This is a genomic window from Rudanella lutea DSM 19387 (genome assembly GCF_000383955.1).
Classification (GTDB): Bacteria; Bacteroidota; Bacteroidia; order Cytophagales; family Spirosomataceae; genus Rudanella; species Rudanella lutea.
Genome location: NZ_KB913013.1, coordinates 1146987 through 1173292, shown reverse-complemented (window position 1 = coordinate 1173292; position 26306 = coordinate 1146987). Strand labels below are relative to the sequence as shown.

Sequence of the window (26306 nt, the reverse complement as noted above, 5' to 3'; positions counted from 1 at the left end):
TCACCGGTTTAACTGGTATGTTAACTTCCCCTTACTGCTTGATAATCTTGGTCGAGGTAGCGCGGGTGCCGTCGCTTACCTGCATGACCAGAACTCCCGCATCCTGACCGCTCAGGTCAAACACGTGCTGACCGGGGCGGTCGTTGCCCGTGAGCGTACGGGTGGCAACCACGTCGCCATTGTAGTTCACAATCCGGAAGTCCAGTGTCTCGCCGGTATAGCCTTCTACCACAACCACCAACTGATCCACAACCGGGTTACCCCAGACAGAAATCGTCAACGGCGTTTCTTCCGACGAAGCTACGCGGGCGGCTGTGTTGGCGCAGTAAGCCCGGAAGTCGAACGTGTAGCTTACTGTTACACCATTCTGACGGGCTTGCAGCGAGAGGGGTTTCGAACCCGGATCGAGCCGGAGACCGAGGTCCACCGTTTGGACCGGGTTGGTAGTCCAGCCGGTTACCCCAATCGCCATATACTCAATCGTTGACCCATTACCGCCCGATGTGCGGAACGTTATCTGACCCGTCTGACAGTTATAGGCAGGCATAATGAGCTGGAACAATTGGCTTGTCGAAGTGCTTCCCGTGGTTGGACTAAGGCCGCCGACAGGGCTCGTGGAGACCGTCGGCGAAGTGGTAGTAAGCGTGCCCGAGCAGTATGCTTTGAACGGGAATGAATACGAGATAGCTACTCCGCTCTGCCGTGCCTGTAAGGTCAGCATGGTAGTCATGGGGTCTTGCCGCAGGGCCGCATCCACAATGTGGTTGGGATTTGTTGTCCAGCCCGTGATACCCATCGCCATGTATTCGATCGTAGAACCGTTGCCGCCCGAAGTCTTGAAGGTGAGCGCCCCGGTGTTGCAGTCGTAAGCCGGTGCCAGTAGTTGTAGACCTGTGCTGCTGGTAATCGAAGCAGCCATAGTGGTAGTCAGCGGGGCAGTGGTGGTACCTCCTGCACAATAGGCCCGGAAATCAAACGTGTACGACACCGTTATGCCATTTTGTCGAGCCTGTAGCGTAAGTGTTTTCGCGGTGGGGTCTTGCCGGATACCCGCATCCACTATTTGATTAGGGTTGGTTGTCCAGCCGGTTACGCCCACAGCCATATACTCAATCGTTGATCCGTTGCCGCCCGTTGTTTTGAAAGTCAATGCTCCCGTGTTGCAATTATAGCCGGGAGCAACCAGTTGCAGCCCTGTACCGCTTGGGGCCGTTGGAGTCGGGCTAACCGTAATTGGGGTTGCAATAGCCGTGCCCGAGCAGTACGCCTTGAACGGGAACGCATACGATACGGCTACTCCGCTCTGCCGAGCCTGCAGGTTGAGTGTAGTGGTCATGGGGTCTTGCCGGATAGCCGCATCCACAATGTGGTTGGGGTTTGTTGTCCAGCCCGTAATACCCAGCGCCATATATTCGATCGTAGAACCGTTGCCGCCCGAAGTCTTGAACGTGAGTGCCCCCGTGTTGCAGTCGTAAGCTGGTGGCAGTAATTGCAGGCCCGTAGTGCTGGTGACCGGTTCGGTTGGGGTAGGTGTGGGGCTGGTGTACGTCGGGGGCGGAGTTGTTGCGACCGGGGTAGCATTGGGGTCGGTTGTGACCGACTCGATTTTTACCCAGCCATTCACATCGGGTCCGTCGTAGCGGGGGCCAAACATAAACTGTACAATCTCCTGGTCCGTCCAGCTGCTGCGCTTGCTGAGGTCAATGGCGTAGGTATGAAACTGACCGTCGTTGATAATCGGGAAGTCGATGTACCGATCGGGGGTCGGAATAAACTCCCGGTCGTTCAGTTGCCGCCAAATCATACGGTACGTGTCTGATTGCCCCTGGAAGGCGGCCCGCAGATAAATGATTTTGTTATCGCGCCCCCGCCAGAAACCTGCGGGTGATTTGATGGCTGCTTCTGACTTGTTCGATACCATCACGTGCAGGTTGTTCTGGATGGGCCAGCCTGTATCCTGCGCTTTGTGGTAGTACCAGCCTTTGCGTGTCTGATCATCAAACCGGTAATTGATCGTGGCTCCCAGACGTGGCTGGCTATACACGTAATTCCGAATCTGGTCGATGGAGCCAACAATCAGGTCGTAATCCCACTCGTGCACAATGTTGTGGTCGAGTACCACGAAGTCGGAAGCGGCAACGTAGGTCGAGCTGAAGCCAAATTCACCACTGTTGAAGTTGTCGCCGAAAAAGCCTTTGGTCCACTGGTAGTTGTTCCGTTTGAACAAACCCACGCCAAAACCACTGTTGTTGGTAGCGGCCATCCAGGGCTCGGTCACGGGCCGAACGTACTCCTGTTCGGTTGGGGCCACAATCCGGGTCATGGCACCGTTGGTATAGGGACTGTTGCCCTGATACATGTACACGTTGTTGTAGGCCGGATTGATAAAGAGGCAGGGGTGTTCCTGCGAGCGGGCATCGTACTGGGTACGGTCGCTGCGGAACAGGGTCAGCTTGGCGTGTACCTTCACTACGTTGCCCGATAGCCGAATCCAGTGCTCAATGTACACCTCGCCGGGTACGTTGTTGAGAGCAAACTGTTTGCCAATCGTCTTAACGTAGATCTCGTTGGCCTGTTTCTGAAACGCTACAACTTCGGCGGGGTTACCGGCCCAGTCGCCACCCTGAATCGGGTTCCAGCCGATACTCGACCACATAGCGTTCCCGTTCTGCGAATAATTGGCCGGGCCACTGTAATTGGAGATTTGAAACTGGCGTCCGGGGTCGAAGTTGTTGACCATGTTTTGGCCGCCAATGGGAGCGAGGTACGAGATGGCCCCCCCGTAACGGGAGTCAACGCCAACTTTGATAATACCGTTTTCGATGGTTTCCAGCCCATTCAGAGGGGATTGGGCCGAGGTAGTGTTGGTTGCGGGCGGACCGTCGTGAACGGCTGGCCTCGCTTCTAAAGGTAAGGTAACTGAACCGTTTAGAAGCGCTCCCAGCGTGCATAAAGCGGCCAGGCGTTTCAGAGAAACGTGAAGCATTTCAATCAGTAGGTTTTAAGTGGTAAGTACAAGAAGCAACCACAGCCAACGTACCGAATGCCCCGCTTCTAATCAGTGACGAACATAGGTGGGTAAGTGGCCTCCCCCGGTGGGGAGGCCATACGAAACATCGTTTTCCTGCCTGATCTACGAACCTGGTTGATTACCTCAACGCTCCCTGATGTCTTTGTGAAAATCTTCTCAATCGATAGAAGAAGATCCTAAAACAACGCGACAAAACGGCTTGTTTGCCGTTCGACTTGGTTGCAAGTTTAATACTAAACCTATAGACAAAACATTAAAATGCTGTTAGGCTTCCCGACCTGTTGGAATAGGCAAAATTGATTAGGTATCTGAACTCATTGAACGTGAGTATGATACAGTACGATTTCGTCATATATCAGTCGTGCAAAAATTCGATTTCCTTAAAATTAAAATGTTGCCTGTCTGAACCGACCATAAGCACCAACTGCCCATTTTCGTTTACGCCTATGATGGTGCCCGTAAAAACGGTACCGGTTTGCGCATCCCGAAACCGGCCTGCCTCCCCAAACCGGTAGAGTCGTTGCAGGTAGGTAGCTTTCAGGATGGCTTCATGACCGGCTTTAAGCTGAAGGTATCGTTTCTCGATGTGTTCACAGATCGAGGTCAGGACGCCCGGCAGGTGATAGCCTTCGGGCAGCGGAAACCGCGCTTGCAGCGAGGTAGCGGTGGGGTAGGCAAACGTGGTTTGATTGAGGTTGAGGCCCAGGCCTACAATAGACCACGCCAACCATTGCCCCTGAATCGTGTTTTCGATGAGCAAACCGCCGGTTTTCTGGGTCTCGATGTACAGATCGTTGGGCCATTTGATCCGAATCAGGCCGTCGGTGAGGGGGAGCAGGGCGTCGGTAATCCCGACCGATACGGCTATGTTGAGCCAGAACTGCCGGGCTGCGGGCAGGAAATTAGGCCGTAGTACGAGTGAAAACGTCAGGTTTTGCCCCGGCTCGGCCAGCCAGATATTGCCCCGTTGCCCACGCCCGGCCGTTTGGTTGTCCGTAACAATGAGCGTACCCTCTGCGAGGTCCGTTTGGCTCAGCAGATCGGCGGCTTCGTCATTCGTAGACTGACAGCTTGGCAGGTATTGACAATTTTGGCCAATAAAAAGAGTTTTGGGATGGATTTTGTACAAAAATTTGTTACGTTTAGTGAAAGGCTTCATTGACGGTGCGCGCGACAGACAGACCTGCCCTTTGGTAACGCACCCGCTCGTACAGACCTGATGTGCAAAACTAAGCCGAGAACGCTTAGCTTGAAATTTTAAACCATACGCATGATAATTAACAACTCAACAGCCGTTGAGCGCGTGCGCGCCAACAGCGATCAAGTATCTTCCGAAGAACTGCGGGACCTGATTGTGAAGGGAATGCAGGAGAAGAAAGCCGTGGATATAGCCGTGATGGATCTTCGGGAGGTAAAAAATGCAATCTGCGATTACTTCGTTATCTGTTCCGGTAACTCCGATACGCAAATTGATGCCATTGCTAATTCCATTGATGAAGAAGTGCATAAAGCCACCGGTCAGAACCCCTGGCACCAGGAAGGTAAAATGAACAAAGAGTGGATTCTGCTCGACTATGTCGACGTTGTGGCCCACGTGTTTAAGAAAGACCGCCGGGCATTTTATGATTTAGAGCAACTTTGGGGCGATGCTGACGTTCAGTATCTTGATGAAGCTAACCCCGACGAGGCTCCTGTTGCCATTTAAGCTTCTTATCCCTTAATCTGACCGTCTATCAATGGCGTTTCGGCCCCCGAAACATTCACTTTATAAACGGTGTTAGTCTTTGAAAACCCCTTTTTGTACAACCTGTCGAAATGCCAGAGAATAACAATAGAAATCCGCTGTCATCCCGCGGGCCCAAGCGCCCGAATTTTCAGGGATGGATCGTTTTCCTGCTGATTGCGGCTATTCTGGGAATCACGTTTATGAGCCGCACCAGTTCGGTTCGCGAGATTTCCCTCAAACGCTTTGAGCGGATGGTGAAAGACCGCGAGGTTGCCGAGGTAACCGTGGTCAACGATCGGGTGGCTGAAGTAACACTGACCCAACAGGCGCTTCAAAGCCCAAAATACAAAAGTCTGTTTGCCGAGAAACCGTACTTCGGTACCGGTAGCGGCCCTCATTACTCGTTTCAGGTGGCTTCCGGCGAGTCGTTTAAAGAAGATCTCGATAAACTACAGGCCAACGTTGGCGACAACGAGAAAATTGAGTACAAATTTGAACAACGCAGTGACTGGGGTAGCTTTATCAGCACCTGGGGCATCCTGATTATCATGATTCTGGCGATGTACTTTTTGCTGGGTCGGATGTCGGGGGCTGGCGGGCCCGGTGGGCAGATTTTCAACATTGGTAAATCGCGGGCGGCTTTGTTCGACGCCGAGAACCGGGTGAAAATTACGTTCAACGAGGTAGCTGGTCTGGAAGAGGCCAAAGAAGAAATCAAGGAGATTGTTGATTACCTCAAGGCGCCAACTAAGTTTACCAAGCTGGGGGCTAAAATCCCCAAAGGTGCGTTGCTGGTTGGCCCTCCGGGTACCGGTAAGACCCTGTTGGCCAAGGCTGTAGCTGGCGAGGCTGGGGTGCCGTTCTTCTCGCTTTCAGGCTCCGATTTTGTGGAGATGTTTGTCGGGGTTGGGGCTGCCCGTGTCCGTGACCTTTTCAAGCAAGCCAAAGAAAAAGCACCCTGTATCATCTTCATTGATGAAATCGACGCCGTAGGCCGTTCGCGGGGGCGGGGTGCCATGCCCGGTGCCAACGACGAGCGCGAAAACACGCTCAACTCGCTGCTGGTAGAAATGGACGGTTTCGCAACTGACTCAGGTATCATTATCTTGGCCGCTACCAACCGCCCCGATGTACTCGACTCAGCCTTGCTGCGCCCCGGTCGCTTCGACCGGCAGATCAGCATCGATAAGCCGGACATTGTCGGTCGTGAGGCTATCTTTAAGGTACACCTGAAGCCGCTCAAGCTGCATTCTGATGTTGACCCGAAAGATTTGGCTGCTCAGACTCCCGGTTTTGCCGGTGCCGAAATCGCCAACGTTTGTAACGAAGCGGCCCTGATTGCGGCCCGTCGGGATAAGGAGTCTATTCAAATGATCGATTTCCAGGACGCAATGGACCGGGTAATCGGTGGTCTGGAGAAGAAGAACAAGCTTATTTCGCCCGAGGAAAAAGAGATTGTGGCCTATCATGAAGCGGGTCATGCCGTGGCTGGCTGGTTCCTCGAACATGCCGATCCCCTCGTGAAGGTGACCATCGTACCGCGTGGTGTGGCCGCGCTGGGCTACGCGCAGTACCTGCCCCGTGAGCAGTACCTGTACCGCACTGAGCAATTGCTCGACGAGATGTGCATGGCGCTGGGTGGCCGGGCTGCCGAAGATCTGGTGTTCGGTAAAGTATCAACCGGTGCCCTGAGCGATCTGGAGCGTATCACCAAACTGGCGTATAGCATGGTGACCATGTATGGCATGAACGACAAGATTGGCAACGTTTCGTTCTATGATTCGAAGCAGTCAGAATACGCGTTCAACAAGCCCTACTCGGAAGAAACCGCCAAGCATATCGACGAAGAAGTCCGCAAGATTGTCGATGAGGCTTATCAGCGTACCAAAAACCTGCTCGCCGACAAGCGCGAGGCTCTGGAGATTATCTCGCAGGAGTTGCTGTCGAAAGAGATTTTGTACCAGGCTGATCTGGAGCGTCTGATTGGTCGTCGTCCGTTTGAGCGCGACACAGCCTATCAGGCTTACAAGAAGCGTGGCGAAGAGGTGAAGGAAGAGATAGGGCCTGAGTCGAAGCCTGCTCAAACCGAACCCGAATCGTTACCGCAGATTTAAAGAATATTTAGTCAAAAAGCCGCCCTAATCTGGGGCGGCTTTTTTTATGCACTCAAATCGCCTTTTTCAAAATAACCATACCACGCCGTTCTACTTTCATCTGAGGGAATTCGAGCTGTAACGTTCCGCAGGTTTCGAATCCTACCCGGTTATAGAACTGAAGTGCATCACTCGTGTCCATTGCCTTCAGCCATAACACTGTTTTACCCCGTTCACGGCCCAGGTTTTCGGTAAATGTGAGCGCGGCCCGACCCACTCCCCGACCTGTTACCCGGCCAATCAGATAAATGCGCTCCAGTTCAAAACTTCGGGGATCTGTGGTGCCCGGTAGCGGATGATCGGGGTTGATTTTGAGAAAGCCAACAGGCTCACTATCGAGACTCACCAAAAAGAAAAGAGCCGTCGGATCGGCCAATTCGGCAGAGAGCACCGCCGGGTCAAAGGAGCGTTTCATGTACCACTCGCCCCGGTCGTACCAGTAATCGAGGTAGTGGTCGCGGTAGGCGCGGAGCGCAATCTCAGAGAGCGCAGGGGCATCGGTGGTGGTAAGCGGGGTGATCTGTACGGCGGGCATTTGAATACAAACTAAAACGAAACTGCGAGGAGTATTGTGACGACAAAGTTCGTCGATTCGAGGTAAAAAAGGCGTAGAGCGCCGGTCAGACTTTTTGCGAGAAAGGGAGTATGATGTTGTGTTAGCTTACCTGTCAGAAAGAAATTAAACGGGCCATACAATAAGGAAAAGGCTAAAAGAGGATTTATCGGAGAAAATTTAAAAATCAAGTAAGGTGATTTTCGCTAAAAGTTGTCTTTACTAATATGAAATAGATTTTATCTAAGGAGTTGTCTTAAACCCCCTGCCTTATGCAAGTTCGTCGAATGGTTGAGTCGGAGGTTGAGGAAACCCAGATGGAAAAAGTAGGGCCAACCGTGGTAGGTGGGGATGCGAGTGAGTTGGCAGATCGGCAGGACACCGAGTTTTTTGTCCGGTCGGTATTTCTCGATAACCCCCGCAAAGGGTGCGAATTGCTTTTCCGTCGGTATCATGGGGCACTGTGTAGTCATGCTGTTCGGTACGTATATTCCAGAGAGGTAGCCGAAGATTTGGTGAGCGATGTGTTTTGCAAATTCTGGAAAACGAAAGCGTACGAAAATATCACGTCTTCGTACCGGTTTTACCTGTTTCGGAGTGTGCGCAACGAAGCCTACAACTACCTGCGGCTCGAATTCCGGGATCTCGACACCATTGATACGGCAGGTGTGCAGGAGGGGGCTTTTAGCCAGCAACCCGACCAGATTATGCAATACGAAGAGGTGCTGCACAAAGTTGAGGACCTGGTCGAACGGCTACCTCCGCAATGCCGGAAAGTGTTCTTACTCAGCCGATTCGAGGGCAAAAAGTATCAGGATATAGCCTCGGAGCTGGGGTTGTCGGTCAAAACTGTTGAAGTGCACATTGTAAAAGCATTGAGTCTGGTACGGCGGGGCCTTAAGGATTACTGGCTTACAGTTGCTCTGGCACTGGGGTACGGCTGGTAGAGAGGATTGGGATTGGTTCGCGAAGGAACCCGGAAAGTTGACCTACAAAAGCAGCGAACGCACATGGGAACAGACATCAACAAAGACTTTATATTCAGGCATTTTGCCCGTAAAACCTCTACACTTCAACGTGAGCTGATTGCGCAGTGGCTGCGTGATCCCAAAAACGAAGAAACGTACTACGAATGGCTGGAGGAATGGGAAACCCGGCACCCGCAGTACATAGCGCCTACCGAAAGGGCGTACGAACAGTACCGGGCTTATCTGGATGCCAACGCCAATACCGATGAGGTGACGCTGTTGGCACCGGTGGTACCGCTGCACGCCAGCCCGTGGTGGAACCGCCCCTGGTTTATGGCGGCTTCGATAATCGTGTTGCTGGGCCTGACGGCGTTTTTCCTGCGCGACCGCCTTCAGTACCAAACGTACCGGACGGTCTATGGCGAAACCCGCGCCCTGACCTTGTCGGATGGAAGTCGGGTGCGGCTAAACCCCAACTCGCAGCTGCGGGTACCCCGGTGGGGGTTTGGCCAGCGCACCCGCGAGGTCTGGTTGACGGGTGAGGCCGACTTTTCGGTGACGCACACACTGGACAATAGCCGGTTTGTGGTCAAAACAAACAAGAACGTGGAAGTGGTGGTGCTGGGCACCGAGTTTACGGTGTTTGCACGCAATCGGGGAGCCCGCGTGGCCCTCACCAAAGGACAGATTCAACTTCAATACCGCGACGGTGGCCAAGCCCGTGAACTGTTGATGAAGCCCGGCCAACTGGCAACGTTTGAACCGGGGCGGCACATGGCGCTGACGGCCGTGAAACCCACAAGCCCGCTCCCCCTTTCGGCCGGGAATCGATTTGTGTTCGACGAAACGCCCCTGCGCGAAGTGGCCTTTATGCTCGAAGAACGCTATGGGTTGCAGGTGCAGATCAGTAGCCCCGAACTGGCCGATCGGGTGCTGGTAGGCTCCATACAGGCCGGTGACCCTGACCAACTGCTGCAATTTATTTCTGAGCTGCTGGATATCAACGTAATCCGGCAAGAAAACCGAGTGCAATTGACGAGTCATTAACCCCCAACAAGTAAACCTTACCTTTCATGAAAAATCAGTTACGAAGGTCCATTCAGTTAGGACTACCGCTCTCTGTTTTGCTTTTGTCGACGCAGCCGGGGCAGTCGCAGGGTGTTTTGCTGGCAAGTAATACCCAACGCGGTACCGCGCAGGATCATGCGCCCAGTGCTCGTCAGCTAAAAGATGTGCTGACCGAATTTAACAGCCGTTACAACGTAAATATTCTGTTTGAACGAGCCGCGGTGGAAGGACTGGTCGTAACTCCTGCGGCTATCAGTCAGCGGGCAACTCTCGAGGAAAACCTGGCCAATGTGCTCAGCCCATTGGGGTTACGTTACAAAAAAGTCAATGGCAATTCGTACCTGATTGTTGGCAACCGGAAAGCGCGTAAAGTGGCCGAAACCACTTCGTTTATTCCCGATGCCGACCTGATGCTACAGGCAAGTCGGCAGTCGGTACCCACAACCCGATCGGCCGAAAATACGATGCGCCTACCCCGCATCGAGCAGGTCGACCGGACCATTACGGGCACGGTTAAAAGCGAAAGCAACGAGGCTCTGCCAGGCGTAAGCGTGGTGATTAAAGGCACCACTCGCGGTACCACTACCGACGCCGAAGGGGCCTTTCGGCTGGGAATCCCCGACGAAAATGCGGCCAATACAACCCTCGTTTTCTCGTTTGTTGGCTACACCAATCAGGAGGTTGTAGTGGGCAACCGGTCGGTGATCGACGTACAACTGGCCCCCGACCAGAAACTCCTCAACGAAGTAGTCGTGGTGGGTTACGGGGTCCAGAAAAAATCGGACCTGACGGGGGCCGTGGGTACTGTAAAAGCCGAAATGTTGCAGGAACGGCCGGCCGCGTCGCTCAATCAGGGGCTGGCCGGGCGGATTCCGGGCGTCAACGTATCGGTCAACTCGGGTCGGCCGGGTGGCCGGGCCAACATCCGTATTCGGGGCAATACGTCGGTGAGTGTAGCCAATAACCCGCTCTACGTGATCGACGGGGTGATTCTGAACGCGTCGGGTCTGACCAACGGGAGTACCCCCATCGACTACATCAACCCCAACGATATTGCGTCTATCGAAGTCCTGAAAGATGCGTCGGCAACGGCCATCTACGGCGCACGGGGTGCCAACGGGGTTATTCTGGTCACCACCAAGCGGGGCAGCACCACGGGCGGGCGCATTACCTACGATACTGACTTCAGCGTGGGCGTGTTGCCGCGTAAAATTCCGCTTCTCAACTCGAAAGAGTTTCTGATGGTCGAAGATATTGCCTACCAGAATGCCCAGAAATATGACCCCGTGGGCTGGGCGGGTGGCAAGTACAAAGACCCCAAAACCAAACGTACCAACCCGCTGCTGTTCGATGCCAGCGGCCAGCCCCTCTACGATACCGATTGGCAGGATGAGTCGTTTCAGCGGGCCCTCACACAGAACCATCAGCTGTCGTTTGCAGGTGGCAACAGCAAAGACAATTTTGGGGTGTACCTGGGCTACCGGAACGAAAACGGCCTGGTGCGTGAGTCGTACCTGAAGCGGTATGCCGGCCGGTTTGTGTTCGACAGTCAGCTCAAAAACTGGATTCGGGTGGGTGGCTCGCTCAGCTACAACGACCAGAAAGAGAACCAGGTTGACCCCCTCGGCGCGGGTGGTATTATTGCCATGCGTCAGGTACTGGAGGCTCTGCCTATTATCCCGGTCAAGTACCCCGACGGCCGATGGGGTGGTAATGAAGACTACCCCGGTATGGAAGGGGGCGGCAACCCGGTCAACATTCTGAAAGAGCGCCTGTTTCTGGTGAACACGCAAACCATGCTGGGCAATGTGTACACCAATATCAACCTGACCAAAGACCTTGAACTCCGCACTACGCTGGGTACCAACATCATCAATCAGGGTATTAACGAATACGCGGGCCGCACGCTGAACTACATCTCGCGGAATCAGGGTGGTACAGCGGCCATCACCAGCGAGCGGCACAATTCATGGCAGTTTGAAAACTACCTGACCTACAACAAGCGGTTTGCCAATCAGCACTCGGTTACGGGTCTGCTAGGGCTTGCCTGGCAGCACGTCGACCGGTTTACGAGCCGGGCAGCCACCCAGAATTTCCAGGACGATTATTTCCTGTTCAATAACCTCGGCGCGGGTTCAGTGCCGCAGGCCCCCAGCTCGTCGGCGGTGGGCTACGGCCTCAACTCGTACTTCGGGCGGGTCAACTACGGTCTGCGCGACAAGTACCTGTTTACGCTCACGGGCCGGGTCGATGGCTCGTCGAAGTTTGGTTCGTCGAACCGGTACGCCTTTTTTCCCTCGGCGGCTTTGGCCTGGCGCGTTATCGAAGAAGATTTCATGAAGAGCGTGCCTGTCATCTCGAATCTGAAACTCCGCACCAGCTATGGGGTCACGGGTAATTCCGAAATTACAGCTTATCAGGCCCTCGCGGGTCTGGGCAACTACTCGGTCATTTTTGGTAATGCACGTGCTATTGGCGTAGGCACCGGCCGACTCGCCAACCCCGACCTGCGTTGGGAGAAAACCCATCAGGTCGATGTGGGTCTCGAACTTGGTTTGTTCAACAACCGGCTGTCGCTGGAGCTTGACCTGTACCGCAAACTCACTACCGATATGCTCCTGAATGCCCCCGTACCCTTCAGTAGCGGCTACGAAACGGTCGCCAAAAACGTGGGTAGTATGGAAAACCGGGGTGTCGAACTGGCCCTGAACAGTGTGAACGTCAACACGGGCGGGTTTAGCTGGAATACGACGTTCAATATCTCGTTCAACAAAAACAAGGTATTGGCCCTCACGGGTGGCTCCGACATTTTTGTGGGCTTCACCATTGTGCGGGAGCAACAGCCGGTAGGCTCGTACTTTGGGTTTGTGCATCAGGGTACCTGGGGTACGGCCGAGGAGTCGCAGGCGGCCAAATACCTCAAAAAACCGGGCGACGTGAAGTACCAGGACGTAAATCAGGACGGCGTCATCAACGACAAAGACCGGGTTATCATTGGCAAGGGTATCCCCGACGGATTCGGGACGTTGCTCAACAACTTCCGCTACCGCAACTTCGACCTTACCGTTGATCTGCAATTCATGTACGGCAACGATGTTCTGTTCCGCAGTCAGCACTCGGCCGAAGACCGTCAGGGTATTGCCAACAGTTTCAAGACGGTGCTCAACGCCTGGACACCCGAAAACCAGAACACGCCCATTGCGCAGTTCCGGCCCGTATCGGCAGGGTACAACACCAACGAAGACACCCACCGCGTGCAGGATGGCTCGTTTATCCGGGGTCGCAACCTGCTACTGTCGTACACGTTCCCGGCACCCATCGCCAGTAAGCTGAAACTGAACCGGCTGCGCGCCTTTGCGTCGGTGCAGAACTTCTTCCTGCGTACCAAATACGAGGGGTACGACCCCGAAGTGTCGACCACCGGAAATGCCTTCGATCAGGGGGTAGCCCTGTACGATTATCCCAAGCCACGGGTATTTATGGCCGGGCTCAACATCGGACTTTAATCAGCCTAAACCTGAACCATGAAACCAACGATCAATACCCTTCGTCGCGGGCTGTTTGCCGTGGCACTTCTGATAAGCAGTGCGTCCTGCTCCGATTTTCTGGAAGAAACGGATCTGTCGAACTTCACCACCGATAATTATTTTACCCGGCCTCAACACGCTACCAGCGCGGTGAACTCGGCCTACGAATTTCTGAAAACAACCACCGGGGGCGGCTTCAACGGAGCCCCCTGGATGATGCTGGAGTTTGCCACCGGCCTGGCCAATACCGAGCTGGGGCAGGCGCAGAACAGTATTTTTGTGCGCAACCTCGTCAACACCTCCGACAACGAATACGGGCGGGTGTATTGGGTGAGTAGCTACAAAGGCATTGGTAATGCCAACCTCGTGATTGCCAAGGTGCCGGGCATTCAGATGGACGAGGTGGCCAAGAAAAAGGTACTGGGTGAGGCACGGTTCCTACGCGCCCTGTACTATTTCAATCTGGTGCGGATTTTCGGCAAAGTACCCCTCATTACGGAGCCGGTGGAGCTGACTTCTCAAACGCTCTATCCCGAACAGGCTACCGAAGAAGCCGTTTACAAGCAGATTGAGGCCGACCTGGTGGAAGCCGAAGCCGCCGGTCTGCCCTTAACCGATGCGTCGGGTCGGGTATCGGCCGGGGCCGTTAAGTCGCTGTTGTCGAGTGTGTACCTGACCATGGCGGGCTTCCCGTTGCAGAAAGGGGCCGAGTACTACAAAAAAGCCGCCGATAAAGCCGCAGAAGTCATCAAGGCGGGTAGCTTTAGCCTGTTTCCGAGCTACGACGACCTCCACAACCCGGCCCGTAAGAACGTAGGCGAAAACATCTTCATGGTACAGTTTGCGACAAACATTCAACCGTCGGGCTGGCAAACGTCTATCATTCCTTATAATCAGGGTATTTCGGCCTACTCCGACGAAACGGGGGCTATTTTCGCCAATAAGGAGTTTGTTGAATCGTACGAAAAAGGCGATCTGCGGGCGCAGGAAAAGCAGTTTTACTACCGCACCTACACCCTTAGCAATGACCGCAATACGACGGTCGATCTGGGTGGGTACTACATCTATAAGCACTTCGATACACAGGCCCACCTTGTCACGTCGAATAGTGACCTCAATTGGCCCATGATCCGGTTTGCCGAGGTGTTGCTCACCTACGCTGAAGCCGCCAATGAGGCCTCGGGGCCATCGGCCGAGGTGTACGATGCCGTTAACCGAATCCGAAGCCGCGCCAAGTTGCCCAATCTGGCCAATCTGACCAAAGAGCAGCTCCGCGAGGCTATCTGGAAAGAGCGCTGGCATGAGCTGAGTTTCGAAAACAAGACCTGGTTCGATATGGTCCGGCTGCGTAAGGCGTTCAACGTGACTACCAAAACGTTTGAAAACTACGTAGGGCACAAGTTTTCGTACGGGCCGGTGCTGAAAGAGCGGGAGTTGCTGTTCCCGATACCCACCGCCGAGATTCGGAACAACAGCAAATTGAAGCAAAATGCAGGGTATTAAGGGTTCAGCCCGCAACGATACACGTTGCGGGCTGACTTTCATTCGACGATGGCTAATTACATACGCAACTGCTCAAGGAAAAGCGTGAATGGGTGAAACTTACGCAAACGTATATGTACGTAGGTGACCGGTTAGCCGGGGTCCTTACTGTTTTAAAGCAAAAGTGCATCTCTGAGCACACAGCAGGCTTTTTGGAGTAACATGTGTCCGATCAGCTGGTTTACTATCAGGTAAGATAGGGATATTTAAGGTTTTTCGTAAAAAAGGTATAAATCGTAAGTATTTGATAATGAGCTTCTGCTTCATAGTATAAATCCTTAACATCATGAAGCAACTCTATCTAAACCCTCCTTTGGCCTTGCCTTTGGTAAGGCTGGCACGTCGTCAGTTGCTGGCTGCGGCTCTATTTGCCGGGGCTACGCAGGCCTACGCTACCGACCGCCCAGGCCAATTATCCACAGCGGGTACCCCTAAACTGGCGATCCCAAAGACCGGGCAATCCGTGACAATCCGGGGGACTGCCCCTGTTGACCGCACGGTTTCGGGTACCGTAACCGACGAAACCGGTGCCGGTATGCCCGGCGTTAGTGTGGTGGTAAAAGGCACCCAACGTGGCACCAATACGAACGTCGACGGGAAATTTACGCTGAGTGTCCCCGACACCGATGCCGTGCTTGTGGTCTCATTTGTGGGTTATCAGTCGCAGGAGATAGCCGTGGGCAATGGGTCGGAGTTTACCGTCCGGCTCAAGGTCGATACCAAGTCGCTGAGCGAAGTGGTGGTAGTCGGTTACGGTACCCAGAAGAAGGCTAATCTGACCGGGGCCGTTGACATGGTAACCGGTGATGTGTTTGAAAACCGGCCGCTCTCGAACCTGAATCAGGGCTTGCAGGGGGTATTGCCCAACCTGAACATCAAAATGGGTGACGGCAAGCCCAATCAATCACCTGCCTTCAACATCCGGGGTACCACTTCCATTGGTCAGGGGGGCAACGCGCTCGTGCTGATCGACAACGTAGAGGGCGACCCCAGTCTGCTCAACCCCAACGATATTGCCAGCATTACCCTGCTGAAAGATGCTGCTTCGGCCGCTATCTACGGGGCGCGGGGGGTGTTTGGGGTAGTGCTCATCACAACCAAAAATCCGTCGGCAGGCAAAACAACGGTCAATTTTTCGAGCAACTACATGCTCAAAAGCCCCATTGCCCGGCCCGACCTGGTGACGGATGGCTACACCTGGGCATCGATGTTTGCCGAGTCGTTTGTCAATTTTGGCGGAGCATTTCCGCAGAATGCCAACAAGACCCTGAAGTTTTCGCAGGCCTACCTGAACGAAATCAAACGGCGGTCGGAAGTGGGGGGCCTGCCCGAAGTAGAAATTGATCCGGCAACGGGTGAGTACGTTTATTACGGCAATACGGCTTACTACGACCTGCTGTACAAAAAGCAAACCCACGCCCACGAGCAAAACCTGAGCATTTCGGGTAGCTCCGACAAAGCGAGCTACCTGATTACGGGTCGATACTTTGGGCAGGATGGCCTGTTCCGGTATAACTCCGATGATTACCGAGTTGCCAACTTTACCGGCAAAGGGTCTGTGCAGATCAAGCCCTGGCTACGGGTCAACAACATGACGCAGTTCTCCGATATGAAGTACCACAACCCGCTCAACGTGGGCGAAGGGGGCGGTATCTGGCGGAACATCGCCGACGAAGGGCACGTATTGTCGCCGTTGCTCAACCCCGACGGCACCCTCACGGCCTCGGCGGCTTATACCGTGGGTGATTTTTACTACGGCAAAAACGGGATTGACAATAACAAGCGGGTGTTTCGGAATACGGCCGGATTTGTGGCTCAGTTTTTCAACGACAAGTTTCGGGTGAAAGGCGATTTCACGATTCAGAACACCGACAACAACGACGTGACCAAGGCCGTGCCTGTGCCCTATAGCACCCGGCCGGGCGTAATTGCGTACGTGGGTACTACTACCAATTACATCAGCAATGTGTACCGGGAAACCAATTACATGACCAGTAACCTGTACACGGAGTACGAGAACACATTCAAAACCGACCATTACCTCAAGGCAATGGTGGGCTACAACTACGAGCAGTCGACGTTTAAGCGGCTCACGGCCCAGCGCAACGGTCTGATTTTTGAAGATGCGATGGATATTAACCTCGCTCTGGGTCAGGCTATTACCACAGCCGGTGGCTGGGAGCGCTGGAAAATTATGGGGGGCTTCAGCCGACTCAACTACTCGTACAAAGACCGGTATCTGTTTGAAGTGAATGCCCGCTACGATGGCTCGTCGAAGTTCCCGGCCAATCAGCGGTTCGCGTTCTTCCCGTCGTACTCGGTGGGCTGGCGTTTGTCGAAAGAGTCGTTCTGGCAGGTACCCGCGCAGATTGTGTCTGACCTCAAACTGCGGGCTTCGTACGGCTCGCTGGGCAATGGTAACGTCAACTCATACGCGTACCTGGAGCAGTTTAATATTTCGCAGTCGAACGTGATTCTGAACGGGCAGCGGCCGCAGCAAACCCGTAACCCAACGGTTATTCCGGAAGGGCTCACCTGGGAAACCGCTACGACCAAAAACATCGGTATCGACCTGTCGATGCTCTCGAACCGGCTCACCTTTGTGGCGGATGCCTACATCCGCACCACCACGGATATGTTTACCGTGGGGCTCACGTTGCCCGCTGTGTTTGGTGCCGCAGCCCCTCGCGGTAACTACGCCGACCTAGAAACCAAGGGCTGGGAAGCCATGCTGTCGTACCGCGATAAGTTTTCTCTCGGTGCCAAACCGTTTGGGTTTGATGTACGGCTCACCATGGCCGACTATACCGCTGTAATTACGAAGTACAACAACCCGCAAAAGCTCCTGAGCGATTATTACGTGGGGCAGCGGCTGGGCGAAATCTGGGGTTACACCACAGAAGGCTTCTTTAAATCGCCCGAAGACGTGAAAAACAGTGCGTCGCAAAGCCTGTTCCGCACGGCGTCGAGCGGCCTCTGGTTCCCCGGTGATATTAAGTTCCGCGATGTGAACGGCGATGGTGCTATTACGCCCGGCACGGGTCGGGTAGAGAACCCCGGCGACCGGTCGATTATTGGGAACTCAACCCCGCGCTACACCTACGGCATTATGCTCGGCGCCGACTGGAACAACTTCTTTTTCTCGTCGTTTTTGCAGGGCGTTGGCAAGCAGCAGTGGTACCCAAGTGGCGAGGCAAGCCTGTTTTGGGGGCAGTACAACCGGCCGTACGGTGGCATCCCCAAAAGTCAGTTGGGTAATATCTGGACGGAGCAAAACCCTGATGCTTACTTCCCACGCTATGTGTCGCGTTTGGCCAGCAACGCCAACGGAACCCTTATTGCCCCGCAAACCCGCTATCTGCAAAACGTAGCGTATATCCGCCTGAAAAACATTCAGTTGGGGTATAACCTGCCGCGCACGCTGGTGTCTAAAATCGGCTCGCAGGCCGCACGGGTGTTTGTGTCGGCCGAGAATATCTGGAGCTGGTCACCGTTGTTCCGCATTACCCGCGACTTCGACGTGGAGAACGCTGTGGCTTCCGATCAGGTATTCAACCCCGGTGGCAACTCGGGCGATGGCTACAACTATCCGCTCATGAAAAGCGTCACGTTTGGTTTGTCTGTGACTTTCTAACTTTTGATTTTCAAGCTCATGAAGCTCAACTATATTTTTGTTTTACTGGCGGCTGTGTTGCTGGCCGGTTGTGAACTGGAGGAACTGCCCGTAGCGACAACCTCCAAAGGGCCTATTTTTAGTAGCGAGAGTGGTTTGGTGCTGTACACCAACTCGTTTTACAACATGTTGAACGGCAAAAACCTGCACCGGGCCGATGCCATGTCGGATTATCTGGCCCGGAAAGACACCCCGCCCTACATTACCGAAGGCAACTTTAGCCCGCAGGTAAGCACCGGCTGGACCTGGACCGATCTGCGCAACATCAATTACTTTATCCAGAACTGCACCGACCCCAAGGTGCCGCTCAATGTCCGCCGAAATTACCTCGGTATTGCCCGGTTCTTCAGGGCCTGGTTTTACTTCGATAAAGTGAAGCGGTTTGGCGACGTGCCCTGGATCGGGAAAGCCCTTGATGTGACGGACACCGACATCCTGTACAAAGGCCGCGATCCTCGCGCCATGGTGATGGACTCGGTACTGGCCGATCTGGATTATGCCTGCAACAACATCAGCACCAACAGCGAGCCTACGCGTAGCCTCATTACCAAATACGTAGCCTTTGCGTTTAAGGCGCGGGTGTGTTTGCACGAGGGGACGTTTCGGAAATACCATGCCAATATTGGCTTGCAGAGTACGTCGGCCGCGTGGCTGAATCAGGCCGCTACGGCTGCCAAGAAGGTTATTGATGAAGGTGGCTACAAATTGTACGATGGTGCAGGTACCGACAAATCGTACCGGCAGGTGTTTATCAACCCGGCGCCGATGGCCACCGAGGTGATGCTCTCGGCCGTGTGCGACCTGGCCTTGAACAACCTCAACGATGCCAACTGGTATTGGACGAGCGGTACCTACGGCGACAAGGCGAGCTTTATCCGGACGTTTATCAATACCTATCTGAACATCGATGGAACGCCGTTTACCAATAATCCGAACTACAAAACCATGCTGTTCAAGGATGAGGTGAAGAACCGCGATAAGCGTTTAACCCAGACCATCCGGGCGGGCGACTACAAGCGAACGAGTGGGGGAGCCGTGGTGCCGTCACCGCCTTTGTTCTCGTACACCTACACGGGCTATATGCCCATCAAGTGGGCGCTCGACGATATGTATTACGACACCCGCGACCTGAATATCAACTCGGTATCTATTTTCCGGTATGCCGAGGTGTTGCTCGCCTATGCCGAGGCCAAAGCCGAACTGGGTACCCTCACCGATGCCGATTGGGCCCTGACCGTGGGTGCCTTACGGAAGCGGGCTGGTATCACGGGTGGCCTGAGCACCCGGCCGACGGCGGTAGACCCGTACCTGCAAGCCAATTATTTCCCCGGCATTACCGACCCCATCTTGCTGGAGGTACGCCGGGAGCGGGGCATTGAGTTGTGCCTGGAAGGGTTCCGGTTCGACGATATTGTGCGCTGGCGTCGGGGCGAACTGATGCAGATGGAGTGGAACGGTATGTATGTGCCGCAGCTCAATACGCCGATGGACCTCAATGAAGACGGAGTGATGGACGTGGCCTTTTTCAAAACGCCACCGGCGACCAAAGTGCCGGGTGTGACCTATGTAGAAGTGGCCCCGATTGTAGCCGGAAAACCTAACTCGCAGCTGATTGCAGGCGACACCTCGGGCGAACTGACCTGGCTCAACAATATTCCGCGCCGGTGGACCGACAAGCATTATTATTATCCCATTCCAACGGGCGACATTATTACGAATCCCAAGCTGACCCAGAATCCGGGCTGGTAAACTGGCGTTACGGTTTATTGACCCGAGGAGTTTGTTACTCAGCGCGTCCTTAGTAAAAACCGTGTCCGGTACATGCAAACGAGGGCTTATCAACACATTGATAAGCCCTCGTTTTTTATGAATTCACCTTATTTTACCCATGCAACTGCGCAAGCCGGATGCTCACCGCGCGTTGCTGGAGAGATTGTCTAACTGTCGATGGGTTGGCTATCTAAATACAACGTATCAGGGTCGAAATCAAGGTCGTTAGGCCAAACGACAGAACCGTTGAAGGCTTTTACCTGGAAAAAAAGGTTCTGATCGACCAGCTCAGTGAAAATGCCAATCTGCAAATAAGGACTTGCATCGAAAACTTTACGCTCCCGATTGGCAAACGTAAGCTTAAGATGATAATTGGGTAAGGCCTCAACAGCAATTACTCTTGGGTTCATTATTTCAAAGGGTCTATAGGGAAAAGCCGTTGGCCAGCAATGGCAAGTTGCCAATCGGCCATAAGGTCTTCCCGGTGAATTTCAATCCAAGCCTCTACCAATTTGATCTTGTTTTTCGGAAGTTGTCCTTCCAGTAAATTACCGTCAGGAATGGAAAAAACACCTTCCTGTTCCCCATATTTAACGTGAATATGGGGAAGCTTGTGCTGCTTGTTATCGAAATAGTACATAGAAACAAGCAAGCCGTAAAACATCGAAATAACCGGCATTGAGCGTATTAGATTAAATGAGGCCCAAAGTATTTTATTTTACCCATGCAACTGCGCAAGCCGGATGCTCACCGCGCGCTTGTGGGCATCGAGCGATTCGGCTTCGGCCATCGCTTCCACAACGGGGCCGAGTACCTGTAAGCCCTCAGGGCTGATGTGCTGAACGGTAATCTTCTTCACAAAACTGTCGAGCGAAACCCCGCTGTATGCCCGTGCAAAGCCGTTGGTGGGCAGGGTGTGATTGGTGCCCGATGCGTAATCGCCCGCCGATTCGGGGGTGTAGTTACCCAGAAAAATGGAACCGGCGTTGGTAATGCGTTCGGCCACGGTTTCGGCGTCCTGAACGCTCAGAATCAGGTGCTCGGCCGCGTATTGGTTCAGCAGATCAATTGCTTCATCGGCCGTATCAACCAGAATTGCCTTGCTGTTCTGAATGGCTTGAGCGGCCAAATCGCGTCGGGGCAGTCGGCTCATCTGCGTATCGAGCACCAGGTTGACAGCCGTAACCAGTTTTTTGCTCGTCGATACCAGCAACACCTGCGAGTCGGCACCGTGTTCGGCCTGCGAGAGCAGGTCAGCAGCCACAAAGGCGGGCACAGCGGTGTCGTCGGCGTACACGGCCACCTCACTCGGGCCGGCGGGCATGTCGATCGCAACGCCTTCTTTCGCCACGAGCATTTTGGCTGCCGTAACATACTGGTTACCAGGTCCAAAAATCTTGTACACCTGCGGGATGGTTTGGGTACCGTAGGCCATGGCCGCAACGGCCTGCGCACCACCTACCCGAAACACCCGCGTAACGCCTACCAGTTTGGCCGCAAAAAACACCGCCGGGTGCGTAGCGGGTGTGCATAGCACCACCTCGCGGCAACCGGCCAACTGAGCCGGCACACCAAGCATCAGCACCGTGCTGAACAGGGGTGCCGTGCCACCGGGAATGTACAATCCGACCTTGTCGATACCGACGCTCCGACGCCAGCAGCTGACACCGGGCATGGTTTCGATTTTCTGAATCGGCTGCTTCTGCGCTTCGTGGAAGGTGCGAATGTTTTGGTAGGCTTGCCGGATAGCGGCTTTGAGCTCGTCGCTTAGTTGCCCCTCGGCGGCATCGAGCTCAGCGGCCGATACTTCCAGACCAATTTCGTCCAGATTAACCTTATCAAATCGTTGACTCAGCTCCACCAGAGCCGCGTCGCCCTGCTCCCGCACCTGTTGCAGAATAGGAGCCACGATAGCCTCAATTTGGTCACTTTTCTGCACCGGCCGGGCCAGCAAAGCCGACCATTCGGAGCGGGGTGGGAAGGGGATGATGTTCATAGTGGGGGAGGAGGTAGGAGGTAGGAGGTAGGAGTGAGGAGCGCTTACGCACAAACACTACGTTCGCGTCAGCAACTCCTACCTCCTATCTCCTCGCTCATATCTCCTTTAATTAGTAAATCATCTTTTCAATCGGGATCACCAGAATGCCCTGCGCGCCAGCGGCCCGGATGGCTTCGATGTTTTCCCAGAAATCGTTCTCGTTCAAAACCGAGTGTACCGAGCTCCAGCCTTCGGTAGCCAGCGGAGTCACGGTAGGGCTTTTCATACCCGGCAGCAACGACGTAATCTGCTCCAGCGCGTGGTTGGGCGCGTTGAGCACGATGTACTTGTTGTTTTTGGCCGCCTGTACGGCTTTGATGCGGAACAGCAGTTTGTCGAGCAGGGCCTGCTTGTCGGCCTCCAGGTCGTTGCTGGCAATCATGATGGCTTCGGAGCGGAAAATAGTTTCCACTTCTTTCAGCCCGTTGCTCAGGAGGGTACTGCCCGAGCTCACGATGTCGCACACGGCTTCGGCCAGCCCGATACTTGGGGCAATCTCCACCGACCCGCTGATTTCATGGATCTGCGCCGTTACGCCTTGTTCGGCGAGGTAGTTGCCCAGCAGCCGGGGGTACGAGGTCGCGATGTTTTTTCCGTCCAGGTCGTGCAGGTTGTTGTAGGTTTCGCCCCGCGGAATCGCGATGGACAGGCGGCACTTCGAGAAGCCCAGTTTATGGACTGTCTGCACGGCGCGGCCCGTTTCGACGGCCACGTTTTCGCCCACAATGCCGAGGTCGGCCACGCCATCCTCTACATAACCGGGGATATCATCGTCGCGGAGGAACAGAAATTCCGCCGGGAAGTTTGAAGAAACTGATTTGAGTTTGCCGGTTCCGTAGTCGAAACGGATACCACACTCTTTAAACAGTTGGTATGAGTCTTCACTCAGTCGCCCGGACTTTTGCAGGGCGATGCGAAGCATAGTTGTTGCCATCAGGTTGCGTCACAAAAACAGGGCGCAAAGATACGGAGGAAGGGGCAGAAAATGTGCAGGATGGTTAATTCGATCCGCGCTCAAAACAACAGCCACCGTTTCCGGCGGTACAGGCGCGGCAGGTCGTTTTCGAAAAGGGTAGCCGGGTCGCTGTAAAACCGCCGGAAATCGGGCACACTTACCTGACCGGGAAACGGAGCATAGTAGTGCGTGGGGCTTTGTGTATCGTTGCGCCACACGAGCACGTAAGAGAGTCGCATTCCGTCGGTTTTGAGCGCCCGTAACAGTGTATTGGTCCACCAGCTTGTGTCGGGAATCGACTCCAGACCCGTCTCGGTGAAAGCCGCCAGTTTACCCGATTTCCGGGCGTAGTCAGACACGATTTTGAGCTTGGCGGTGCCAGCCGCTACGTTGTACCGCCCGTTGCGGCCAAAGTCGGCGTAATTGTCAACGCCCACCAGATCGACCCAGGCATCGCCGGGATAGCGGTCGAGGTATTCGGCCTCGGTTTTGTAGAGGCAATCGGGCGAGAAGGCGTAAATAAAGTTGTGCACCTGAAGGCTGTCGCGCAGGTACGAGACCGTGAACCGCCACAGCTCGGTAAATTCCTCCCGCGAGCAGTGCGGCTTTCCCCACCAGAACCAGCCCCCGTCGAGCTCGTGGTATGGTCGGAAAATCATCGGCACCGGCTTGCCATCGCGGCCCCTGGTCTCGTGGGCCAGACTACCCACCGTTTGCAGGATGCGTTTGTACTCGTTGTGATGCGACCCGCCCGGAATCAGGTGCCGCACGGCCGGGGCCGAGACCGAATCGTTCCAGTAAAAACCCGTTTGGGGCGTCACCGGATTGGTAAAATGCCAGGCTACCGTCACCACACCCCCCCGGTTGTAGGTATCGGCTATCTGCTGCCGGAGCGACGCTTTGGCCCGCCCAATGGCTTCGGGAGAGCGTCCCGACAGACCGCTGAAATCGACGCCAATAACGGCCGGGTGCGATCCACTCACCGACTTCACATCCGAACGCCCGGCCTCCCCCGACCACCCGTGCCCGTACTCTGTAGCGTGCTGATGCCCAAACAAAACGTGTTTTCGGGCCAGCCGGTGCAGGTTGTGGTACAGGGCTTTGGTTTCGCGGGTGGCATGCTTGTCAATGAGTCGCGGGCGTGGGGCAGCCTGCACACGCAGGAGGGTGCAGGCCGTGAGGATAATCAGCAGGGGAAAAGAAAAGCGCATTCGGCGTTTGTTGGGAAAGTGGGGTTACTCAAACTTGTTTTTTTCGGTGATGCCGGGCCAGGCGTCGGTGCGGAAGGGGCTCACGGGGAAACCATCTATGCTGAATAGGTTGGCATCGACCGGGGCATCGGCCCAGCCGTAGCGCACGGCAACCGGTTTGGCTATCTGAGGGCTGCTGACCACCACGGTACTGCCTTGAATCTGAGCCTGCGCAGGGTGAAACACCTTGTCGTCGCCCGCCATTTCGAAGCCGCGTACGTAGCCATATTTGTCTTTGGTCATCAGGCCCTGATTGGCATACTGGAAACTCACAATGGCCTTGTTTCCGTCTACCCGAAGGCTCTGATATAGCGGAGAACCATCGGGCCCGGCCTGCCCGTAGTCCTGTTTGAGGGCTATTACCGCCAGCCGGTGGCCTACATCCTGCTTGTTGGTGGGGTGAATATCGTTGGGGTTGCCCACATCGGTTGTGACGGCCATGCCTGTTTGGGGCAGGCTCAGAGTCAGGGTTTGCGCTTCGCGAAGTTCGGCCCAGTTGCTGCCCTGATTGCTGTTTTGGTTGGCTCCGTAACTCGACAGTTGCACGAAATAAAACGGAAACGCGTAGCCCCATTTTTTGCGCCAGTCAGTAATCACGAGCGGAAACGTTTGGCGGTACTGGTAGGCCCGGCCGGCGTTGGTCTCGCCCTGATACCAGAGGGCACCCCGAATCCCAAACGGTACGAGTGGGTGAATCATGGCGTTGTACAAACCCGTAGCCAGGTTGTTCATAAACCGGGTGTAGGTATGTGTTTCGGCAAACGAAGGCATAATGCGCCAGCCATTGGCGAGGCTTATTTTGCCCTGCTCACCAGCCACATACAAATCGTTGGGTGAGCCCTGCAACCCCAGCCCGAACCACGGCAACCTGACCGCATTGCCGAATTTAATCATCAGCAGGTTGGTGCCCGGTTTCCAGGTGTTGGCGGGCAAAGTGAGTTTCCGGACGCCCGTCAGTGTTCCCTCGGCCACGCGCTGCCCGTTGATGTAAATTTCGTTCGGACTATCATTTTCGGCCAGAGCTAGTGTAGTGGTTGTGCCGACCATAGCCGCCGGTATCTCGATTTGCCGGGCCATGAACCCCGTTCCCCGAAATCCGCTCATTCCCTTCCAGTCCCACTGCCCAAACGGGTCGCTCGCCCGCCAGCCCGAAATGTCGAAATTGGCCGTGAGGTAGCGGGCTTCGTCGGCTACGGTGGGGGTTAGGCTGCCTTCTTTCAGCAATTGCTTGCGGAGTTTGTAGTCGACCAGACTGTCGGCCTGCTGCCAGTTGGTGGGCAGGGTTTGGGCCATGGGCCGCAGGTCGTTGTTCGTGAGCATACCTTCTTTGCTGATCCAGCCCTCGGCTTGCGAACCTCCCCACGACGAGTGGAGTAGCCCGACAGGCACGCCTAATTTTTGGGTCAGCTCGCGGGCGAAGAAGAACCCGACGGCCGTAAAATCGCCAACGGTTTCGGGCGAGCACACTTTCCAGTCGCCGGTTTTTAGGTCGGTTTCGGGCGTCAGAGCCAGCTCATGCTCGACCCGGAAGTGCCGTATTTGGCCAAAACTGGCGTTTCTCTTTTCGTTCTCGTAATTGTCGGCCTGTTTCACGGGCCATTCCATATTCGACTGACCGGAGCACAGCCACACTTCACCGATGAGTACGTCGGCAGCTTTGGCCTGCCCCGATTTGGCCGAGGCTACCAACTCATGCGGGCCGCCTGCTTCGAGCGGGGTCAACCGTACGGTCCATTTGCCCGAGGCATCGGCCTTGGCTTGCCCGGTTTGGCCCGCCAGCGTAACCCGCACGGTTTCGCCGGGCTTGGCCCAGCCCCATACCGGAATAACCTGCTGGCGTTGGAGCACCACATGGTCGGAAAACAAACGGGCCAGCCGTACCTGCGCAAAGGCGGGTGAAAGGAAGAGGATGAATAAGGCAAAGGGGAGAAGACGATTCATAAATGATGGTTTTTAGTTTTCTGTACAATGGAGCGATGCTCCGTTGGGCCGACAGGCCAAAAAGGCTACTTAATTGGCTTAACAGCCCAACGGAGCATCGCTCCATTGTAC

General features: G+C 54.7%; 17 protein-coding genes. 8 read left to right on the top strand and 9 right to left on the bottom strand.

Features of this window, described 5'->3' with window-relative positions:
* Nucleotides 1-31 precede the first annotated feature (31 nt).
* Both RUDLU_RS29620 and RUDLU_RS0105095 read right to left on the bottom strand, forming a co-directional pair.
* Complete coding sequence (locus RUDLU_RS29620; RefSeq protein WP_020657216.1) at nt 32-2986, bottom strand: T9SS type A sorting domain-containing protein; 2955 nt, start codon at nt 2984-2986, stop codon at nt 32-34.
* Nucleotides 2987-3386: 400 nt separating this feature from the next.
* On the bottom strand, nt 3387-4160 hold the full coding sequence (locus tag RUDLU_RS0105095; protein ID WP_157580093.1) for a biotin--[acetyl-CoA-carboxylase] ligase: 774 nt from the start codon (nt 4158-4160) through the stop codon (nt 3387-3389).
* A gap of 141 nt (nt 4161-4301) precedes the next feature.
* Between RUDLU_RS0105095 and rsfS the strand changes: the two genes are divergently transcribed.
* The gene (gene rsfS / locus RUDLU_RS0105090; protein WP_019987274.1) at nt 4302-4736 is read left to right on the top strand and encodes a ribosome silencing factor; all 435 of its coding nucleotides are present in this window, start codon (nt 4302-4304) and stop codon (nt 4734-4736) included.
* A gap of 110 nt (nt 4737-4846) precedes the next feature.
* A complete protein-coding gene (gene ftsH / locus RUDLU_RS0105085) occupies nt 4847-6871 on the top strand; it encodes an ATP-dependent zinc metalloprotease FtsH (protein WP_019987273.1) in 2025 nt (674 codons plus the stop codon).
* 52 nt (nt 6872-6923) lie between these two features.
* Here the strand turns inward: ftsH and RUDLU_RS0105080 are convergent, their stop codons facing one another.
* Entirely contained in the window at nt 6924-7445 is a 522-nt protein-coding gene (locus RUDLU_RS0105080; protein WP_019987272.1) for a GNAT family N-acetyltransferase, read from the bottom strand.
* Nucleotides 7446-7735: 290 nt separating this feature from the next.
* On the opposite strand from RUDLU_RS0105080, the gene RUDLU_RS0105075 reads away from it, so the two are divergent.
* From RUDLU_RS0105075 to RUDLU_RS0105050, 6 genes are all read left to right on the top strand, one after another.
* Nucleotides 7736-8410: an RNA polymerase sigma-70 factor gene (locus RUDLU_RS0105075; protein ID WP_052316740.1), complete on the top strand. Its 675-nt coding sequence runs from the start codon at nt 7736-7738 to the stop codon at nt 8408-8410.
* A 63-nt stretch (nt 8411-8473) separates the two neighbouring features.
* A complete protein-coding gene (locus RUDLU_RS0105070) occupies nt 8474-9478 on the top strand; it encodes a FecR family protein (protein ID WP_019987270.1) in 1005 nt (334 codons plus the stop codon).
* A gap of 26 nt (nt 9479-9504) precedes the next feature.
* Nucleotides 9505-13005, top strand: a complete 3501-nt coding sequence (locus RUDLU_RS0105065) for a SusC/RagA family TonB-linked outer membrane protein (RefSeq protein ID WP_083940519.1) — start codon at nt 9505-9507, stop codon at nt 13003-13005.
* 18 nt (nt 13006-13023) lie between these two features.
* Nucleotides 13024-14529, top strand: coding sequence for a RagB/SusD family nutrient uptake outer membrane protein (locus RUDLU_RS0105060; RefSeq protein ID WP_019987268.1), 1506 nt, complete (start codon nt 13024-13026; stop codon nt 14527-14529).
* A 325-nt stretch (nt 14530-14854) separates the two neighbouring features.
* Nucleotides 14855-18202 (top strand): SusC/RagA family TonB-linked outer membrane protein, encoded by a 3348-nt coding sequence (locus RUDLU_RS0105055; protein ID WP_245581624.1) that lies wholly within the window; start codon nt 14855-14857, stop codon nt 18200-18202.
* Nucleotides 18203-18220: 18 nt separating this feature from the next.
* Nucleotides 18221-19990, top strand: coding sequence for a RagB/SusD family nutrient uptake outer membrane protein (locus tag RUDLU_RS0105050; protein WP_027302773.1), 1770 nt, complete (start codon nt 18221-18223; stop codon nt 19988-19990).
* A 188-nt stretch (nt 19991-20178) separates the two neighbouring features.
* Here the strand turns inward: RUDLU_RS0105050 and RUDLU_RS0105045 are convergent, their stop codons facing one another.
* The 6 genes from RUDLU_RS0105045 to RUDLU_RS0105020 all read right to left on the bottom strand — a co-directional run bounded on the left by RUDLU_RS0105045 (nt 20179) and on the right by RUDLU_RS0105020 (nt 26195).
* Nucleotides 20179-20421 carry a DUF2442 domain-containing protein gene (locus tag RUDLU_RS0105045; protein ID WP_019987265.1) on the bottom strand — a complete coding sequence of 81 codons (243 nt, stop codon included), beginning with the start codon at nt 20419-20421 and terminating at the stop codon, nt 20179-20181.
* Nucleotides 20421-20690, bottom strand: coding sequence for a type II toxin-antitoxin system toxin DhiT (gene dhiT / locus RUDLU_RS0105040; protein ID WP_019987264.1), 270 nt, complete (start codon nt 20688-20690; stop codon nt 20421-20423). The genes RUDLU_RS0105045 and dhiT overlap by 1 nt, the downstream gene beginning before the upstream one ends.
* A 39-nt stretch (nt 20691-20729) precedes the next feature.
* On the bottom strand, nt 20730-22007 hold the full coding sequence (hisD, locus tag RUDLU_RS0105035) for a histidinol dehydrogenase (RefSeq protein WP_019987263.1): 1278 nt from the start codon (nt 22005-22007) through the stop codon (nt 20730-20732).
* Nucleotides 22008-22119: 112 nt separating this feature from the next.
* Entirely contained in the window at nt 22120-22971 is an 852-nt protein-coding gene (hisG, locus tag RUDLU_RS0105030; protein WP_019987262.1) for an ATP phosphoribosyltransferase, read from the bottom strand.
* A 92-nt stretch (nt 22972-23063) separates the two neighbouring features.
* Nucleotides 23064-24215, bottom strand: a complete 1152-nt coding sequence (locus RUDLU_RS0105025; RefSeq protein ID WP_019987261.1) for a glycoside hydrolase family 26 protein — start codon at nt 24213-24215, stop codon at nt 23064-23066.
* 24 nt (nt 24216-24239) lie between these two features.
* Entirely contained in the window at nt 24240-26195 is a 1956-nt protein-coding gene (locus tag RUDLU_RS0105020) for a sialate O-acetylesterase (protein WP_019987260.1), read from the bottom strand.
* Between the last annotated feature and the right edge of the window lie 111 nt (nt 26196-26306).

Bases quoted from the DNA above. Each gene is read 5' to 3' on its own strand.
- RUDLU_RS29620 (WP_020657216.1), bottom strand. From the start codon at position 2,986: ATGCTTCACGTTTCTCTGAAACGCCTGGCCGCTTTATGCACGCTGGGA.
- rsfS (WP_019987274.1), top strand. From the start codon at position 4,302: ATGATAATTAACAACTCAACAGCCGTTGAGCGCGTGCGCGCCAACAGC.
- ftsH (WP_019987273.1), top strand. From the start codon at position 4,847: ATGCCAGAGAATAACAATAGAAATCCGCTGTCATCCCGCGGGCCCAAG.
- RUDLU_RS0105080 (WP_019987272.1), bottom strand. From the start codon at position 7,445: ATGCCCGCCGTACAGATCACCCCGCTTACCACCACCGATGCCCCTGCG.
- RUDLU_RS0105075 (WP_052316740.1), top strand. From the start codon at position 7,736: ATGCAAGTTCGTCGAATGGTTGAGTCGGAGGTTGAGGAAACCCAGATG.
- RUDLU_RS0105070 (WP_019987270.1), top strand. From the start codon at position 8,474: ATGGGAACAGACATCAACAAAGACTTTATATTCAGGCATTTTGCCCGT.
- RUDLU_RS0105065 (WP_083940519.1), top strand. From the start codon at position 9,505: ATGAAAAATCAGTTACGAAGGTCCATTCAGTTAGGACTACCGCTCTCT.
- RUDLU_RS0105060 (WP_019987268.1), top strand. From the start codon at position 13,024: ATGAAACCAACGATCAATACCCTTCGTCGCGGGCTGTTTGCCGTGGCA.
- RUDLU_RS0105055 (WP_245581624.1), top strand. From the start codon at position 14,855: ATGAAGCAACTCTATCTAAACCCTCCTTTGGCCTTGCCTTTGGTAAGG.
- RUDLU_RS0105050 (WP_027302773.1), top strand. From the start codon at position 18,221: ATGAAGCTCAACTATATTTTTGTTTTACTGGCGGCTGTGTTGCTGGCC.
- RUDLU_RS0105045 (WP_019987265.1), bottom strand. From the start codon at position 20,421: ATGAACCCAAGAGTAATTGCTGTTGAGGCCTTACCCAATTATCATCTT.
- dhiT (WP_019987264.1), bottom strand. From the start codon at position 20,690: ATGCCGGTTATTTCGATGTTTTACGGCTTGCTTGTTTCTATGTACTAT.
- hisD (WP_019987263.1), bottom strand. From the start codon at position 22,007: ATGAACATCATCCCCTTCCCACCCCGCTCCGAATGGTCGGCTTTGCTG.
- hisG (WP_019987262.1), bottom strand. From the start codon at position 22,971: ATGCTTCGCATCGCCCTGCAAAAGTCCGGGCGACTGAGTGAAGACTCA.
- RUDLU_RS0105025 (WP_019987261.1), bottom strand. From the start codon at position 24,215: ATGCGCTTTTCTTTTCCCCTGCTGATTATCCTCACGGCCTGCACCCTC.
- RUDLU_RS0105020 (WP_019987260.1), bottom strand. From the start codon at position 26,195: ATGAATCGTCTTCTCCCCTTTGCCTTATTCATCCTCTTCCTTTCACCC.